Annotated in this window: 16 protein-coding genes; 10 read left to right on the plus strand and 6 right to left on the minus strand. The window is 61.3% G+C overall.

What is annotated here, in order from left to right; genetic code table 11:
• Positions 1-239 precede the first annotated feature (239 nt).
• A complete protein-coding gene (locus ACSQ3G_RS13565; protein WP_436110400.1) occupies positions 240-1,130 on the plus strand; it encodes a DMT family transporter in 891 nt (296 codons plus the stop codon).
• Between the two features lie 116 nt (positions 1,131-1,246).
• Here the strand turns inward: ACSQ3G_RS13565 and ACSQ3G_RS13570 are convergent, their stop codons facing one another.
• Together ACSQ3G_RS13570 and ACSQ3G_RS13575 are read right to left on the minus strand one after the other, a co-directional pair.
• Complete coding sequence (locus ACSQ3G_RS13570; RefSeq protein ID WP_436110401.1) at positions 1,247-3,505, minus strand: methyl-accepting chemotaxis protein; 2,259 nt, start codon at positions 3,503-3,505, stop codon at positions 1,247-1,249.
• A gap of 255 nt (positions 3,506-3,760) precedes the next feature.
• Entirely contained in the window at positions 3,761-3,976 is a 216-nt protein-coding gene (locus ACSQ3G_RS13575; RefSeq protein ID WP_436110402.1) for a hypothetical protein, read from the minus strand.
• Positions 3,977-4,224: 248 nt separating this feature from the next.
• On the opposite strand from ACSQ3G_RS13575, the gene ACSQ3G_RS13580 reads away from it, so the two are divergent.
• Positions 4,225-5,013: a creatininase family protein gene (locus ACSQ3G_RS13580; RefSeq protein ID WP_436110403.1), complete on the plus strand. Its 789-nt coding sequence runs from the start codon at positions 4,225-4,227 to the stop codon at positions 5,011-5,013.
• Here ACSQ3G_RS13580 and ACSQ3G_RS13585 read toward each other — a convergent pair.
• Positions 5,010-5,981: a LysR family transcriptional regulator gene (locus tag ACSQ3G_RS13585; RefSeq protein ID WP_046635069.1), complete on the minus strand. Its 972-nt coding sequence runs from the start codon at positions 5,979-5,981 to the stop codon at positions 5,010-5,012. The genes ACSQ3G_RS13580 and ACSQ3G_RS13585 overlap by 4 nt on opposite strands.
• Positions 5,982-6,172: 191 nt before the next feature.
• Here ACSQ3G_RS13585 and ACSQ3G_RS13590 point away from each other — a divergent pair, with 191 nt between their 5' ends.
• From ACSQ3G_RS13590 to ACSQ3G_RS13615, 6 genes are all read left to right on the plus strand, one after another.
• Positions 6,173-7,189: an ABC transporter substrate-binding protein gene (locus tag ACSQ3G_RS13590; protein ID WP_436110404.1), complete on the plus strand. Its 1,017-nt coding sequence runs from the start codon at positions 6,173-6,175 to the stop codon at positions 7,187-7,189.
• Between the two features lie 95 nt (positions 7,190-7,284).
• Positions 7,285-8,109 carry an ABC transporter ATP-binding protein gene (locus ACSQ3G_RS13595; protein WP_436110405.1) on the plus strand — a complete coding sequence of 275 codons (825 nt, stop codon included), beginning with the start codon at positions 7,285-7,287 and terminating at the stop codon, positions 8,107-8,109.
• The gene (locus ACSQ3G_RS13600) at positions 8,109-8,948 is read left to right on the plus strand and encodes an ABC transporter permease (RefSeq protein WP_436110406.1); all 840 of its coding nucleotides are present in this window, start codon (positions 8,109-8,111) and stop codon (positions 8,946-8,948) included. Before ACSQ3G_RS13595 ends, ACSQ3G_RS13600 begins: the two co-directional genes overlap by 1 nt.
• Positions 8,948-10,258: a cytosine deaminase gene (locus tag ACSQ3G_RS13605; RefSeq protein ID WP_436110407.1), complete on the plus strand. Its 1,311-nt coding sequence runs from the start codon at positions 8,948-8,950 to the stop codon at positions 10,256-10,258. Before ACSQ3G_RS13600 ends, ACSQ3G_RS13605 begins: the two co-directional genes overlap by 1 nt.
• Positions 10,259-10,260: 2 nt before the next feature.
• The gene (locus ACSQ3G_RS13610; RefSeq protein WP_436110408.1) at positions 10,261-11,667 is read left to right on the plus strand and encodes an FAD-binding oxidoreductase; all 1,407 of its coding nucleotides are present in this window, start codon (positions 10,261-10,263) and stop codon (positions 11,665-11,667) included.
• Positions 11,667-12,245 carry an NAD(P)H-dependent oxidoreductase gene (locus ACSQ3G_RS13615; RefSeq protein WP_436110409.1) on the plus strand — a complete coding sequence of 193 codons (579 nt, stop codon included), beginning with the start codon at positions 11,667-11,669 and terminating at the stop codon, positions 12,243-12,245. The genes ACSQ3G_RS13610 and ACSQ3G_RS13615 overlap by 1 nt, the downstream gene beginning before the upstream one ends.
• On the opposite strand, the gene ACSQ3G_RS13620 is transcribed toward ACSQ3G_RS13615, so the two are convergent.
• Positions 12,242-12,811: a dihydrofolate reductase family protein gene (locus ACSQ3G_RS13620; protein ID WP_436110410.1), complete on the minus strand. Its 570-nt coding sequence runs from the start codon at positions 12,809-12,811 to the stop codon at positions 12,242-12,244. The two genes, ACSQ3G_RS13615 and ACSQ3G_RS13620, sit on opposite strands and share 4 nt — an antisense overlap.
• 52 nt (positions 12,812-12,863) lie before the next feature.
• The gene (locus tag ACSQ3G_RS13625) at positions 12,864-13,535 is read right to left on the minus strand and encodes a GNAT family N-acetyltransferase (RefSeq protein WP_436110411.1); all 672 of its coding nucleotides are present in this window, start codon (positions 13,533-13,535) and stop codon (positions 12,864-12,866) included.
• 106 nt (positions 13,536-13,641) lie between these two features.
• On the opposite strand from ACSQ3G_RS13625, the gene ACSQ3G_RS13630 reads away from it, so the two are divergent.
• Positions 13,642-14,844 (plus strand): low temperature requirement protein A, encoded by a 1,203-nt coding sequence (locus ACSQ3G_RS13630; RefSeq protein WP_436110412.1) that lies wholly within the window; start codon positions 13,642-13,644, stop codon positions 14,842-14,844.
• A 54-nt stretch (positions 14,845-14,898) separates the two neighbouring features.
• Positions 14,899-15,474 carry a transglycosylase SLT domain-containing protein gene (locus tag ACSQ3G_RS13635; RefSeq protein ID WP_436110413.1) on the plus strand — a complete coding sequence of 192 codons (576 nt, stop codon included), beginning with the start codon at positions 14,899-14,901 and terminating at the stop codon, positions 15,472-15,474.
• Positions 15,475-15,482: 8 nt separating this feature from the next.
• Here ACSQ3G_RS13635 and ACSQ3G_RS13640 read toward each other — a convergent pair whose 3' ends face one another.
• A complete protein-coding gene (locus ACSQ3G_RS13640; protein ID WP_046635044.1) occupies positions 15,483-15,911 on the minus strand; it encodes a L,D-transpeptidase in 429 nt (142 codons plus the stop codon).
• Positions 15,912-16,071 lie beyond the last annotated feature (160 nt).

Below are 16,071 nucleotides of genomic sequence, written 5' to 3' on the forward strand. Positions count from 1 at the left end.
TCCGTAGATCAATATTGATATACGGTCGATGCGCCAGTTTGATTTTACATGCACCGCCTTTGGCGGATGGAAACCGTTCAGAGGCATTGCAAACGGCCGCATCTATAAAGCCTCGGCCAACGGAAAGCGACCTGTTTGTCACTCGGGCGTGGTTTTTACGTGACAAAACCGTGGACTACACGCTATTCCCGCCCGTTATTTCCTGAAATCACCGTCATTTTCCGGCGCCGGAGACCATCTTGCATAAAAAGGCCTATCTCTCGCTCGTCATTGCAACTCTGGCCTGGGGCGGCAATGCGGTAGCGGGCAAGCTCGCCGTCGGCCATGTGAGCCCGATGATGCTGACCTTCTGGCGCTGGTTTTTCGCCGTCGCCATCATCTTCGCCATCTCCGTGCCGCAGTTCATCAAGGACTGGCCGGTCGTCAGGAAGAACCTACCGATTCTCCTCTTCCTCGGCGTCGTCGGTTATGTCGTCTTCAATGCTGCGCTCTATACCGCCGTCAATTACACGACAGCCATCAACGTGACGGTCGAACAGGCGGTCATCCCGATGCTGATCTTCGTCATCAACTTCGCCCTGTTCCGGATGAAGGTCTCCTGGGCGCAGATCCTCGGCTTCACCCTGACGCTTCTCGGCGGCATCATCACCGCCATCCACGGCGACTTGAGCGCCCTGGTGACGCTGACCGTCAACTTCGGCGATGCGATCATGATGATCGCGGTCGTCGCCTATGCGATCTACACGGTGGCGCTCAGATGGCGCCCGAAGATCGACTGGCGGACGCTGATGGCGGTCCCCGCCTTTTTCGCGATGGTCTTTTCGCTGCCGCTGGTATTCTGGGAATATTCGGCCGGTCGCCTGATCTGGCCGGATGCGGAAGGCTGGGTCGTGGTTCTCTATACGGGCATCTTCGCCTCGCTGATCGCGCAGGTGCTCTACATCAAGGGCGTCGAGGAGATCGGCGCCAACCGGGCCGGGCTGTTCATCAATCTCGTGCCGGTGTTCGGCACGCTGCTCTCGGTCGCCATCATCGGCGAGAGCCTGCAGCTCTTCCATGTCGTCGCGCTGGCGCTGGCGCTCGGCGGCATCGCTATCGCCGAATGGGGAAAATCCCATATGGACCGGTAGTCCTGCTGGAAACGAAAACCGCCGGCCCCTGCAAGGGAGCCGGCGGTTTCAACCTCGACCGGTGATATCCCGCCGCCTGCAAAGGCACTGGGGAGCCGGCTGTTCGGAGCTGCACCTCAGCTGGCCATCGCCAGTCGTCCGGGGGCGAACGAGCGCTGGTCGCGTACGTTGTTTCGGCTTACTTCGAAGCGCGCAAGCAGTTCGGAAAGGCGGCTGCTTTCCTGCGCCAGCGAAGCGCCGGCCGCATTCATTTCCTCGACCATGGCGGCGTTCTGCTGGGTCATCTGGTCCATGTGATTCACGGACGTGTTGATTTCCGAGAGACCTAACGCCTGCTCGTTTGCGGCGATGGCGATCGCCTCCATATGCTGGTTGACCGCCGCGACAAGCTTGGCGATCTCCTTGAGACCGTCGCCGGTATCATTGACGAGAACCACGCCCTGGTTGACGGCGGCTTCGGAATTGCCGATCAGCGTCTTGATCTCCTTGGCGGCCTTGGCCGAGCGCTGCGCCAGTTCGCGGACTTCCTGGGCAACGACAGCAAATCCCTTGCCCGCCTCGCCTGCGCGGGCAGCTTCCACGCCTGCATTGAGGGCAAGCAGGTTGGTCTGGAACGCGATCTCGTCGATGACGCCGATGATCTGGCTGATCTGGTTCGACGCCATCTCGATCTTCTGCATCGCGTTGACCGCGTTGGATACGACCGTGCTGGAGTTTTGCGCGCGCGAGCTCGCATCGCGGACGATTTCCCGTGCCTCGCTCGCCCTTTCGGAGGTCTGCTTCACGTTGGTGGTAACTTCTTCCAGCGCCGCCGCCGTCTCTTCCAGCGATGCAGCCTGCTGCTCCGTACGCTTCGAAAGCTGGTCGGACGCGGTCGAGATTTCGTCGCTGCCGCTGCGAACGCTTTGGGCGGTCCGGTTCACGCCTTCGAGCGCGGTGCGCAACTGGCGGACCGAGCTGTTGAAGTCATGGCGCAAGGTTTCGAACTGCGCGGAAAATTCCTTGTCGATCTCACACAGCAGATCGCCGGCAGCAAGGCGCTGCAGACCGGAGGCGAGTTCCGAGGTGGCCTGGGTCAGCCGCTCCTCGGCTTCGGACTCTGCGCGGCGCTGGAATTCGATGCGTTCGGCCTCGGCCGCCTTGCGGGAGTGTTCGGCATCCGCCTCGAGCTGGCGGTTCTGCTGCGCAGCCTCGCGGAAGATTTCCACGGCGCGCGCCATGTCGCCGATCTCGTCGGTGCGGGCAGCACCCGGGATTTCGACGGAAAGGTCGCCGCCGGCGAGCGTCCGCATCACACCCGTCAACCGGCTGATCGGGTTGGCGATCCGCACGATGACGGTGTAGATGCCGAGAAGCGAAAGCGCAAAAGCGATAACGGTCGCAACACTGTAGACGATGATGGATTGCTTTGCGGAAGCAGCCTCTTCTGCCGTCAGCCTCGTCATCTCGTTGAGCGAGGCAGAGGCCATATCGGCGATCGAAGACTGTGCTGGCGCGGCAGGCTTACGCCAGTCGTCGACCGCCATGTCGAAGGGTTTGCCGGCCTGGAATGCCTTGAGGGCAGCATTGCGCTGCTCGGCATACGGCCCGCCGAAATAGGTCGTTTGTGCAGTCCGGTGGAGCGTCTTGATCTTCTCCGGGGTCGTGTCCGCGTTGGAGAGCTGGGTAATGACATCCCATGCGGTTGCCACGCGCGCATCCTGAACCGCAATTTCGGTCAGTTTCTCTGCCGCAAGCGGCTGTTTGGCGATTAGGGCACTGACAAAGGTGGAGTTGGCGGTGCCGAGCTGGGTGCGCGCCGTCCAGGCAAGGGAGCGGATCTGGGTGAACATGATCATCCCCGGCCCGCGCGCATTGATGGTGGCCTCGACCTGATTGGCGGCCTTTTCGAGATCGGTCAGCATCGTATCGGCAAGTCCGAGCACGGCTTTGCCGAGCGCCGGATCGCGATCCTTGACCGCCTGTGTGAGCGCCGTATCCACATTTGCACGGTAACCGGCCCATTGCGTATAGGCGCTGAGGACGGGAGAGATCGCACCGCGCAGGCTTGCCTGCTCGACGTCGGCGGTCAGGGTCTTCACCGCCGAAAAGGCCTTGTCCATCGATTCGCGGCCGGTATCCATGTTCTTGCGGCTGGACGCGACCTCTGCAGGTTCCAGCTTGATGGCGGATGAGATGGCACCGCGCTCGCCGCGCAGCCCGAGCAATGCATTGAAAAGGGCTTCGTCAAGCTGTGCCAGTTCGGAGAGCTGGGTGGAGTTTCGGTAGCGGCCTATCTCCTCAGACAGCATCTTGCCCATGAGACCCAAAATGCCCAGGCTCAAGACAACAAAAGCCAGTATCAAAGTATGCTTGATCGAAATCCGCACCTGCATCACTCCTTATTTCAAACAACCGCCGCGGGGTTGGCTGGTTCGGCGGCTTTCCGGACTTGCACGGGAAAGAGGCCCCAACTTCGCGTAGAACGTTAAATATTCAATTAAATACAACGCGTTCCGGAGGCCTGCGGAATCATTTTGGAAGCTTGAAGCAGCCCGATTGCCGAATCGCGAAAACCCGCCTCCCCGAAGAGGGAGACGGGCCGGTCCGTCGTGCTGCAACGGACGGGAGCGCAGGAGAGACGCTCCGGATCAGATGTGGTGATAGGCCGGAATGATGGGGCGGCGCTCGCGGATCTGGCTCGGCGCCGGATCGACCGGCATGTCGATGATCGCGCCGTCATGGCGTTCGGACGCCACATTTTCGGACAGCACGCGAGCGAAACCGCCAACACCCGCTGCACGTGATTCCTTGCCGACAATCAGCGCCGTCAGGACCACGGCGGAAATGATGAGCTTCTTGATCATGGCTGCACCCTTTTCTTCAGGCGGCTTGGATGCCGTTTCTTGGATGAGTTCACCCTAGCGCTCGGGTTTTTCGGGGCGCTTAAACGGATAGCTGCAATTTTAGTGAAATCGGCTTTTTTTCCCGACTTGATACAGAAGGCTCGAAACAGCGTGCTCAAAAAGGCAGCGGAGTAGGCGGAAATTGATGCTTTTCGAGATGTGCCCGATCTCCTAACCCTCAAAAACGAGATGCAGAAAGGCAGGACAGCATGGGCAAGCCATTTTACTGGAACGAACTCAATTCACTCGATTTCGCCGGCCTTTCGCCCGACAAGACCATCGCCATCCTGCCGATCGCCTCGACCGAACAGCACGGCCCCCACCTGCCGATCGCAACCGACGTGGCGATCGCCAACGGCATGCTGGCGGAATTGAAGGCGCAACGCCCCGACAACCTCGATTTCCTGGTGCTTCCCACCCAGGAGATCGGCAAGGCGAACGAACACGTCTATGGGCCCGGCTCGCTCTCCTTCGGCCCGGAAATCCTGATCCCCGCCTGGACCGCGATCGGCGCCAAGGTGGCGGAAGCCGGAGTGAGGAAGCTCGTCTTCGTCAACTCGCATGGCGGCAATGTCGATATCATGAGCATTGTCGGCCGCGAGTTGCGTGTCCGCTACAAGATGGCGGTGATCGGCACGCAATGGGGACGCTTCGGCAACCCGCCGGGCCTGATCAGTGAACACGAGCAGAAATACGGTATCCATGGCGGCGAAGTCGAAACCTCGCTGATGCTGCATTTCCGCCCCGAACTGGTGCGGATGGAGAACGCGCAGAACTTCGTCTCCAAGGCGGAAAGCCGCTCGAAATACATGCAGCCGGCCCCGCCGCACGTGCTGTCCTGGGTGGCGCACGACCTGAACCCCAACGGCGTCGTCGGCGACGCCTCGAAGGGCACCGCCGAAAAGGGCGCCGCTATCTGCCGCCATCAGGTCGCGGGCTTCATCGAGATGCTGCGGGAATTCGAAACCTTCCCGCTCGACGAGCTCTATTCCCGCTAGCCCTCGTCGCGTTGCGCGTCCCGGCCATGCGGCTGGGGCGGCAGGTGGCCCTTGGCTTGCAATTCGGCCACCATGGCCGCCAGTTCCGACAGCAGGAATTCCACGAACAGGCTGGTCGCCGTATCGAGCGTCGTGCGAGCGCGGGCGAAAAGCTTCATCGGCTGGTGGCGCGCGTGCGGGTTGGCGATCGGCCGGAAGATCAGCTCGCCGCGGCGGCATTCCGACAGCACGTCGAGGGGATTGAGCAGCGTCAGGCCCGTGCCCGCCTTGACCAGCTTCTTCAGCATTTCCGAGGCGTTGCTTTCCACCAGCGGCTCCACCGCGATCGACAGCGGCGATAGCGCCAGATTGATGATGTTGCGCAGGCTGGTGCCCGACTGTGCAAGCACCAGCGGTTCCTGCACGACATCCGCAAGGTCGACCGGCCCTTCTTCCGCCGCCAGCCGATGCCCCGGCGGCATCACGACGCCGATCGGTATGTCGAAGTTGGCGAGCGTGCGGATGCCGGGCGTCGCGGGGATGTTGAAGCCGAGCCCGAAATCCACCTCCCCCGTGATCACCGGCTGCATCGTGTTCGACGGCCCGTCGTTGCGCAGGAGAACCCGCACGCGGGGATGCTGCGCGACGAAGCGGGCTATGATCTCGGGAAGCGGCCCTGCCGCAAGCCCGACCGTCGAAACCAGCGTCACCTTGCCGGCCTGCGGCATCTTGAGGCCGCGGATGCGCGCTTCCATCCGCTCATAGGTCTTCAGCACCTCCCGAATATGCTCGATGCAGAGTTCCCCGGCTGCCGTCAGCTTCAGCCCGCGCGGCATCCGCTCGAAAAGCGGCGCCCCGAACTCTTCCTCCAGGGCCAGAATCTGCCGGTTGATCGCCGACGACGCGACGTTCAGCCGGGCCGCCGCCTTGCGGATCGATCCGCATCGGGCGATTTCGTCGATATATTGAAGTTTTCGCGAGTGCAGCATTTTCTTCGAAGCCCCTCGTTGCATGTTTTTTGATCATGCACCACAATTTGGCAGATTAAAATTCGAGCGCTGCCCTAAAGGCATCAATGTGAACGAATTTTGATGCTTTTCAAAGAGCAACGCAACCGTACAAATGCTCACCATAAGCTGCTCTCACGATGCCGCACGGTTTAACAGGGGAACAAAGCAACATGTCCAAATCTTTGATGATGAAGAGTTTTTTTGCTGCCGTCGGCCTTTCGGCGGTGGCCTTGGGCGCTCAGCCGGCCGCGGCTCTCGATGAAGTCTCCTATGGCACCAACTGGCTTGCCCAGGCCGAGCATGGCGGCTTCTACCAGGCCGTCGCCGACGGCACCTATGAAAAGCGCGGCCTGAAGGTGAAGATCGTGCAGGGCGGCCCGAATGCCGCCAACCGCTCACTCCTGATCGCCGGCAAGGTCGATTTCTACATGGGCGGCCCGCTCGGCGACATGGATGCCGTCAAGCAGGGCATCCCGCTGGTCAGCGTCGCCTCGATCTTCCAGAAGGACCCGCAGGTCCTGCTCGCCCATCCCGACGCGGGCGTCGAGACATTCGCGGACCTTGCCAAGATGAAGACCATCTTCATGGCCAAGGAAGGCTACACCACCTATTTCGAGTGGATGAAGAAGAACTTCAAAGGCTTCAAGGACGAGCAGTTCAAGCCCTACACGTTCAACCCAGCCCCCTTCATCGCCGACAAGGCTTCCGCACAGCAGGGTTACCTGACCTCCGAACCCTACGAGATCGGCAAGCAAGCCGGCTGGACACCAAAAGTCTTCCTGATCGCCGATGCCGGTTACGGCCCCTATTCGACGATGATCACCACCACGCAGACGATGATCGACAAGAAGTCGGATGTCGTGCAGCGTTTCGTCGATGCCTCGCTCGAAGGCTGGTACACTTATCTCTATGGTGACAATAAAGCCGCCAACGACTTGATCAAGAAGGACAATCCGGAAATGACGGATGGCCAGCTCGCCTATTCCATCGCCAAGATGAAGGAATACGGGATCGTCGTATCGGGCGACGCCGAGACCAAGGGCATCGGCTGCATCACCGACGAGCGCTACAAGAAGTTCTTCGAGTCCATGGTAGCGATCGGTGTCCAGCCGGCCGACCTCGATTACAAGAAGGCCTATTCCACCAAGTTCGTCTGCAAGGGCGTCGGCATGGCGCTGAAAAAGTAGTCTCGGAAGAGCGCAACGGTTCATTCCCTCTTTGCTGTGCCTGTCACGGGAAAGAGGGAATTGCCGCCCTGTCCCGACTAAGTTCAAGGCCCGCAATGAGCATGTCCCAAGCCCCGCTGATCCCCGCCCCCGGGGAGACACGCAGACGCCCGCTGGTCGTCATGCGCTCCGTCTCGAAAACATTCTCCAGCGGCACGCTGGCGCTCTCCGACATGTCGCTGACGGTCGAGGGGGGCGAATTCGTCAGTCTGCTCGGCCCTTCCGGCTGCGGCAAATCGACGGCACTGCGCATCATTGCCGGGCTCGGCGACGTCTCGACTGGCACGATCGACTGGCCGAGTTCGCGCATCAACTCCAAAGGCCTGCCCGAAGGCGATATTTCCTTCGTCTTCCAGGAGCCGACGCTGATGCCGTGGCAGACGGTGTTCGGCAACGTCTACCTGCCGCTGAAACTGCGCGGCGTCTCCAAGTCCGCCGCCCGCGACGAAATCATGGACACGCTGGCGACCGTCGGCCTCCAGGACTTTGCCGACGCCTATCCGCGCGAACTTTCTGGCGGCATGAAGATGCGCGTCTCGATCGCTCGTGCGCTGGTCACCAAGCCGAAGCTGCTCTTGATGGACGAGCCCTTCGCGGCGCTCGACGAAATCACCCGCCAGAAACTCAACGACGACGTGCTGCGTCTGTGGCGCGAGACCGGCATCACGGTGATCTTCGTCACCCATTCCGTGTTCGAATCCGCTTACCTCTCCAACCGCATCGTAGTGATGAAGGCGCGGCCCGGCCGGGTGCATGCGGATTTCCCGCTGGTCACGAGCCTCGAGCGCGATGCCCGCTACCGCACCTCGGAAGAATACCGCCAGGCCTGCGAAAAGGTCTCGACCATGCTCATCGAAGCAATCGGCGGGGAGGAACATTGATGGCCGACACCGATACCGCCCTCGTGCCGCCGCAGCCGGGCTTCCTCAGCCGCAACCGCGATACGCTGCTGCGCACCCTCGTCCCGATCTGCGTGGTGGTCTGCCTCGTCCTCCTCTGGCAGTTCATCATCACCGTCAACAGCATTCCGCAATACATCCTGCCGGGGCCGCTGGCGGTCGCGAACTCGCTCTACAACGATTGGGGCACGCTCTCGCCCGCTCTCTGGGTGACGACGCAGATCACCATGCAGGCGCTGGCGCTGGCGCTGATCGGCGGCGTCGGCATCGCCGTCTTCCTCATCCAGTCGAAATGGATCGAGACGGCCTTCTATCCGATTACGGTCATCCTGCAGGTGACGCCGATCGTGGCGATCGCGCCGCTGATCCTCATCTATGCGCCGACGACCCAGGTGGCGCTTTTGATCTGCGCCTTCCTCGTCGCCTTCTTCCCGATCCTGTCGAACATGGTCCAGGGTCTGAAGAGCGTCGACCACAACCTGCTCAACCTCTTCGATCTCTACGGTGCCTCGCGCTGGCAGACGCTGCTCTACCTGAAACTCCCCTCCTCGCTCCCCTATTTCATGACGGGGCTTCGGATCGGCGGAGGCCTGGCGCTGATCGCGGCGGTCGTTGCGGAGTTCGCGGCGGGCTCGGCGGGCGCAGGCTCCGGCCTTGCCTTCCGGCTGCTCGAATCCCAGTATCGCCTCAACATTCCGCGCCTGTTTGCGGCACTGATCCTGCTCTCCTTGCTCGGCGTGGTGATTTTTGCGATCACCTCCTTCATCTCCTGGTTTTTCCTGCATCGCTGGCATGAAAGCAGCCTGAAAAGAGAAAACTGATGACTGCGTTCGTGACGCTTCCCGACGCCCGCCGTTTCGCGCTCACCAATGCGACGCTGCCGGCCGTCCTCGTCAAGGGCCTGCCGGCTGTCGTAAAGGACGGCCTCATGGAGGCCGATCTCGTCATCGCGGACGGGAAGATCGAAGCGATCCTGCCAAAGGGCTCGGCGCCCGCCGATCTGGTCTCCGCCGATATGCGCGGCGGCATGGTCTGGCCCTGTTTCGCCGACATGCATACCCATCTCGACAAGGGACATTTCTGGGACCGCCGCCCCAACCCGGACGGCACGTTCGAAGGCGCATTGATGAATGTGCGCGAGGACCGGATCGCCAACTGGACGGCCGAGGATATCCGCGCCCGCTTCGAATTTTCGCTGAAAAGCGCCTATGCTCACGGCACGAAGCTGATCCGCACCCATCTCGACAGCATCCCGCCGCAGCCGGATATCTCCTTTCCGTTGTTCGACGAGATTCGCGCTGAATGGAAAGATCGGATCGCGCTGCAGGCTGTCGCCCTGCTGCCGCTGGAAAACGTGCTCGACGAAAGCGTCTTCGGCGGCATCGTCGCGACGACGAAGCGTTATGGCGGGCTGCTCGGCGGCGCCACCCGCATCCTGCCGGATTTCGAGCGGATCCTCGATACGCTCTTCAAGGCTGCCGCCGACAATGGCCTCGACATCGACCTGCATGTGGACGAGACGGAAGACAAGCAGGTCCTGACCCTGGAAGCCATTGCCGAGGCAAAACTCCGCAACCGTTTCGAAGGCTCGGTGACCGTCGGCCATTGCTGCTCGCTGGCACGGCAGGACGACGAGGCCGCAGGCCGTGTCATCGACAAGGTGGCCAAGGCCAACATCTCGGTCGTGTCACTGCCGATGTGCAACATGTACCTGCAGGACCGCCATGCCGGCCGCACCCCGCGCTGGCGCGGCGTCACGCTGTTCCATGAATTGACGGCCGCCGGTGTAAAAACCGCTGTTTCCTCCGATAATACCCGCGATCCGTTCTATGCCTATGGCGACATGGATCCGGTCGAGGTTTTCCGCGAGGCGGTCCGCATCCTGCATCTCGACCACCCGCTCAATACCTCCGCCCGCGTCGTCACCTCGACGCCCGCCGAAATCCTCGGCCGGCCGGATATCGGCGTCATAGCCGAAGGTGGCCCCGCCGACCTCGTGCTGTTCAGCGCGCGCCGCTGGAGCGAATTCCTTTCCCGTCCGCAGGCCGACCGCATCGTGATGCGGAATGGCATGGGCATCGACCGTCGCCTGCCGGATTACCGTGACCTGGACCCGATTTTGGACAAGTGAACATGCCGGATTACGCACAGATCAAGAAAGAACTCGAAGGCCTCGCGGTCGAGGACAATCCGGCGCTGGTGCGCCAGAAGAGCCGCGATTTCTACTGGTATTCGCCGATCCTCAAGGAAGAACTCGAGAGCGTCACCGCCGATCTCGTCGTCTCACCTAAAAGCGAGGAAGAAGTGATCCGAGTGCTGAAGGTCGCCTATGCCCACGGCGTGCCGGTGACCCCGCGCGGTGCCGGCACCGGCAATTATGGCCAGGCGATGCCGCTTTCCGGCGGCATCGTGCTCAACCTCATCAACATGAACAAGGTCAAGGAAATCCATCCGGGCCGCGTCATCGCCGAGCCAGGCATCGTGATCGCTGAACTCGACCGCCAGACAAAGGCCCATTCCGGCCAGGAACTGCGCTTCCACCCCTCCACCGCCCAGACGGCGACGATCGGCGGCTTTGTCGCCGGCGGTTCCGGCGGCGTCGGTTCGATCCATTGGGGCGGCCTGCGCGACCTCGGCAATATCCTGCGCCTGCGCGTCGTCACCATGGAGGCTGAACCGCGCGTGCTCGACCTGACCGCCTGGGACCTGCAGAAGGTGACCCACGCCTATGGCACCAACGGCATCATCGTCGAGGTCGAGATGCCGCTGGCACCCGCCTATGGCTGGGTGGACGTGCTGGTCGGTTACGACGACTTCATGGATGCGGTGCGCTTCGGCGATGCGCTGGCCCACAAGAACGGCCTGCTGATCAAGGAGATCGCCCCGATCGCAGCCCCGATCCCCTACGACTATTTTCCCCGCCACAAGCCGTTCCTGCGCGACCGCAACCAGTCGATCGTCGTGCTGATGATCGCGCCGCATTCGATGGATGCCTTCACCGCCTTTGCCGAGCGCCAGAAGGGCGAGATCCTATTCCGCTCCGACAAGGTGGAAAGCATGAAGGGCATTCCGCATGCCTATGAACTCGCCTGGAACCACACGACGCTGCGCGCCCTGAAAGTCGATCCCGGCTTCACCTATCTCCAGGTCCAGTATCCGGGGCCGGACCACGTCGCCAAGGTCGAGAAGATGACGAAACTGTTTGGCGACGAGGTGCCGGGCCATCTGGAATTCATCAAGTTCGACGGTCGCATGCAGTGCTCCGGCCTGCCTCTCGTCCGTTACACGACCAGGGAGCGGCTGGAGGAGATCATGCAGATCCACCGCGACAACGGCTGCCCGATCTTCAACCCGCACCGCTACACGCTGGAAGAAGGCGGCATGAAGCAGACGGACACCGTCCAGCTCGCATTCAAGAAGGAGACCGATCCGAAGGGGCTGCTCAACCCCGGCAAGATGATCGCCTGGGACAATCCCGACTTCGATTTTTCCGCCGGCAAGAACTACCTCTTCCCGGGCCTTGCCGCAGCAGGTGGCTGATGCGTGTCCTGCTCGTCCATTCCCATCCGGTCGAAGAAAGTTATGGCGCCGCCCTGCACAGGCAGGCGCGTGAAAGCCTTCTGAAAGCCGGCCACGAGGTGGACGACTGCAACCTCTATGCCGAAGGTTTCGATCCGGTCATGTCTCGCCATGACCGGATGATTTATCACGACTACCCGAACAACCTGTCGCTGGTGAAACCCTATGTCGACCGACTGCAGGCGGCCGAAGGACTGGTGATCGTCACGCCGGTCTGGAATTTCGGCTGGCCGGCCATGCTGAAAGGCTATTTCGACCGCGTCTGGCTGCCGGGCATCACCTTCGAGCTGAAGGACGGCAAGCTGACGCGAAAACTGCATATCGACAAGGTGGCGGTGGTCACCACCTACGGCGCCACCCGCTGGCGCGCCTTCCTCGCCGGCGACCCGCCGCGAAAGCTGTCGAAACGCGTTCTGCGGGTACAGACCAACCCTGCCCGGCCAGTGACGTTTCTGGCCCACTACGACATGAACAACTGCACGCCGGAGACACGCGCCGCCTTCCTCGACAAGGTGCGGCGCGAGATGGAGCGGTTCTAGACCGCGTAGCGCAGATGCACGATGCCGTCGTTGAACGGCAGCGCATCGATGAACACCAGCTGGCCGAGGGAATACCCCTGCGGGAAAAGCCGGGTGCCGCGCCCGAGCACGGTCGGATAGACCATCAGGTTATAATGGTCGATCAACCCCGCTGGCATCAGCGAATGCACCAACCCGGCGCTGCCGTAGATCAGGATGTCTCCGTCGAGCGTCTCCTTCAGCGCCCGCACTTTTGCGACGACATCGCCGGACAGCACCGTCGTATTGTTCCAGGCGGCGTCCGAAAGGCTGTTGGATGCGACGAATTTCGGCATTGCGTTGATCCGGTCGGCAAACCCCTCCTCGTCCTTCACCCGCGGCCACACGGCGGCGAACCCGTCGTAGGTCGTGCGGCCGAGTAACACTGCGGATACGGAGAACAACTCGGCATGCTTGAACCGGTCGCCGTGCGGACCGCGGGTAAAGGGACCCGTCCAGTCGCCAAGGCCGGAATTCTCCATGCCGACCGGATCCTGGATGACGCCGTCGAGCGAGATGTATTGTGAAACGATGATCTTGGAAGTCATTGTCGTGTCCTATGGTTCGGTTGACGGGACGCGTCATCACGTCCTTCCGCTCCTAGGACGCACCTGCCTCGCGGCGGCCGACAACACCTGATCCCCAATAAAATTCATTCTTATCTTCAATCCCGCGGGCCTCACCGAGACGCGAGGTTTCCGCCTCGACCATTGCAACCCGCGTGGCCGCATCCGGGTCGTCTGCGTCCGATGCATCCCGCTCCGAGATGAACAGAAACCGGTCCACCTCCGCCCCGGCCGCTGTCACCGTCCGGTAGATTTCCCACCGCTGATGGACCCTCGCCGCAACGCGGAGCGACGGAATATTTTCCGGGCTGACGATCGAGACGATCCGCTCGAAACCGAGGCCGCCCATACCGAAATCACGGCAGGCAGCGGCCGCCTCGAAGGCATAACCGCAACCGAGCCACTCGCGCCGGAGATGATAGCCGATCTCCGGCTCCAAGCCATGGTGCGTCGGTTGAAGTGTAATGCCGCAATCACCGATCAGCTCGCCGGTCACCTTCTCGACGACACCCCAGAGACCGAAACCGTGTTCCTCATAACTCCGGAAGGCGAGCTTTTCGAACCATGCCTCGGTCTCTTTGAAACTCTTGGCGCGCGGGTAGAAGCGCATGCTCTCGGCATCACCGAAGATGCGAAACAAGATCGGCAGGTCGGCTTTTCCGATTTCCCGCAATATCAGCCTTTCCGTCTCAAGAACGTCGCGCATCCCAAGCCTCGATCATCGCGATATCGCCTGCCACTCTTTACTTGAACACGCTTTTTTGCGCTATTTCCCTCGATCGCGAATCTTGATGCTCGGGGGCAGGCAAACGATGACGAAGCAAGCTTCACCACTCGCCACTATCCTGCGTCCCCTGCATCCCCGGGATCCCGACGAGCACCACCGGGTCGCAACTCCGCTCGAGCTTCTGTTCGACCTCGTGTCGGTGATCGCGATCGCTTCCGCCGCGGCCGGGCTGCATCACGCGATTGCCGAAAACCATGCGGCACAGGGCGTGATGACCTTCATCATGGCCTTCTTCGCCATCTGGTGGGCCTGGATGAATTTCACCTGGTTCTCGTCTGCCTATGACAATGACGACGTCGTCTATCGGCTGCTGACCATGGTGTTGATGGGCGGCTCGCTGACGATTGCCGCCGGCATTCCGGCACTCTTTACAGAGGCGCCGGATTTCACGCTGGTGATCTATGGGTACGCCGTCATGCGCATCGCCATGATCATCCTGTGGCTACGAGCGGCCTATCACGACCCTCGCTGCCGCCCCACCGCGCTCGGTTATGCGATCGGGATCTTCCTCGTCCAGCTTCTCTGGCTGAGCTTCCTCTTCCTGCAGCCCCTTACCTTCGGCGTATCCTATATCCTCTGGGCGTTCGCCGTGGTTCTGGAACTGGCCGTGCCGGCCGTCGCGGAACGGCTGACCGCCAACACACCCTGGCATCGCCACCACATCGTCGAACGTTACGGCCTGCTCAACATCATCGTGCTCGGCGAGACGCTGCTTGCCGGCTCCATCGCGTTGCGCCAGTTCGCCGGCGAATTCAACCTCATGCTGGTGCATACGGCACTATCGGCCCTGGTCATCGTCTTTTCGCTCTGGTGGGTCTATTTTGCCCGCGAGGAACAACTCGACAGCCATCACCTGAGACGTTCGCTTCTCTGGGGCTACGGCCATTTCTTCATCTTCACCTCAGGCGCCGCGGTCGGCGCCGGTTTTGCCGTGCTCGTCGACATCATCACCCACCATTCCGAGGTCTCCATCCTCGTCGGCGACTATGCGGTGGCGATCCCCGTTGCGATCTATCTGGCGAGCCTGTGGTTCGTGCGCGATCGGTATGTCTGCATCGGCCCGGCACGCTTCACGCTCGCGGTATTTGCCGTCCTGACGCTGGTCGCGCCGGCAATCGGGCTTGGTCTGGAAGGCATCGCGGCCACGACTGCGCTCGGCGTCATCGTCAGAAATCTCTTTGCCGGCCGCGCTTATTTAGCGCCACCGACATCTCATCCCGACCATTAAACTTTTCCTTAAATTTTACCGGTTATTAATCTCTGGAAACCGAGAGATTAAGCGATGCGTACTGCGTTTTTCATCGCCCTCCTGACCGTGTCCCTGTCTGCCTGCGCGTCTGCGCCAAGCCGGGTCACCAATGCCTGCGCGATCTTCGAGCAGCGCGACGGGCTGTTCAACAACTGGGCGCGAGACGCCAAGAAGGCGGAGCGGGAATTCGGCGTACCGGTGCCGATCCTGATGGCGACGATCTATGTGGAATCCGGTTTCCAGCCCTATGCCCGGCCGCCGCGCACAAAGCTGCTCGGCTTCATCCCCTGGACGCGCGCCTCGACGGCCTATGGTTACGCCCAGGCTCTCGACGGCACGTGGCTGAGCTACAAGAAGGATACCGGCCGCTGGAGCGCCAGCCGCACCGATTTCGGCGATGCCGTCCATTTCGTCGGCTGGTATCACAACCAGAGCCATCTCAAGAACGGCATCCCGCTCGCCGACAGCTACAACCTCTACCTCGCCTACTACACCGGCCAGGCCGGCTACGCACGCGGCCAGTTCGGCAACGGCGTCAAGCAGACCGCCCAGAAATCCGCCGGCATGGCCGCCAAATACGAAGCGCAGCTCAGAAGCTGCGGTTATTGAAGCGAAATCTAGCGGCTGACGACGATGCGTGTGTTCGACACTCCGTGCCGGCTGGCGAGCGAGAAGAATGTCGCTGCGTTTTCAGGATGCAGGCGGATGCAGCCATGCGAGGCAGGCCGGCCCAGCCGCTTCGTCTCGAAGGTCGCATGGACGGCATAACCGCCGTTGTAGAACACCGCAAACGGCATCGGTGCGTTGTCGTATTTGCGCGAACGATGATCCCTGGACAGCCACTTGGCACCCCAGTTCCCCGTCGGCGTCGAATAACCCGAACGCGCGGTCGAGACCTTCCATTCATAAACCACAACGCCATCCTGCTCGACGGTCATGGTCTGGGACGAGAGGCTGACGCTGGCAACAAGACTTGCAGAAAAAGCAGCGGGTGCGAGAAATTGCGCACAGAAGAGCGCCATGGCTCCCATTACGATACGACGCATAGAAAACCCCCAATAAAAAACCCTGGAGCAAGAGATACCTGGTTCAGCTCAAGGAATATTTAAAATCGAGGACGGTATTCGGCGTAAAATCGCAAATGCATCCGCCATCGCCACAACAAGACAATACGTGATCAACAAAGACTGAATATATGCGGCCTGC

Source organism: Neorhizobium tomejilense (assembly GCF_964254135.1).
GTDB classification, from domain to species: Bacteria; Pseudomonadota; Alphaproteobacteria; order Rhizobiales; family Rhizobiaceae; genus Neorhizobium; species Neorhizobium tomejilense.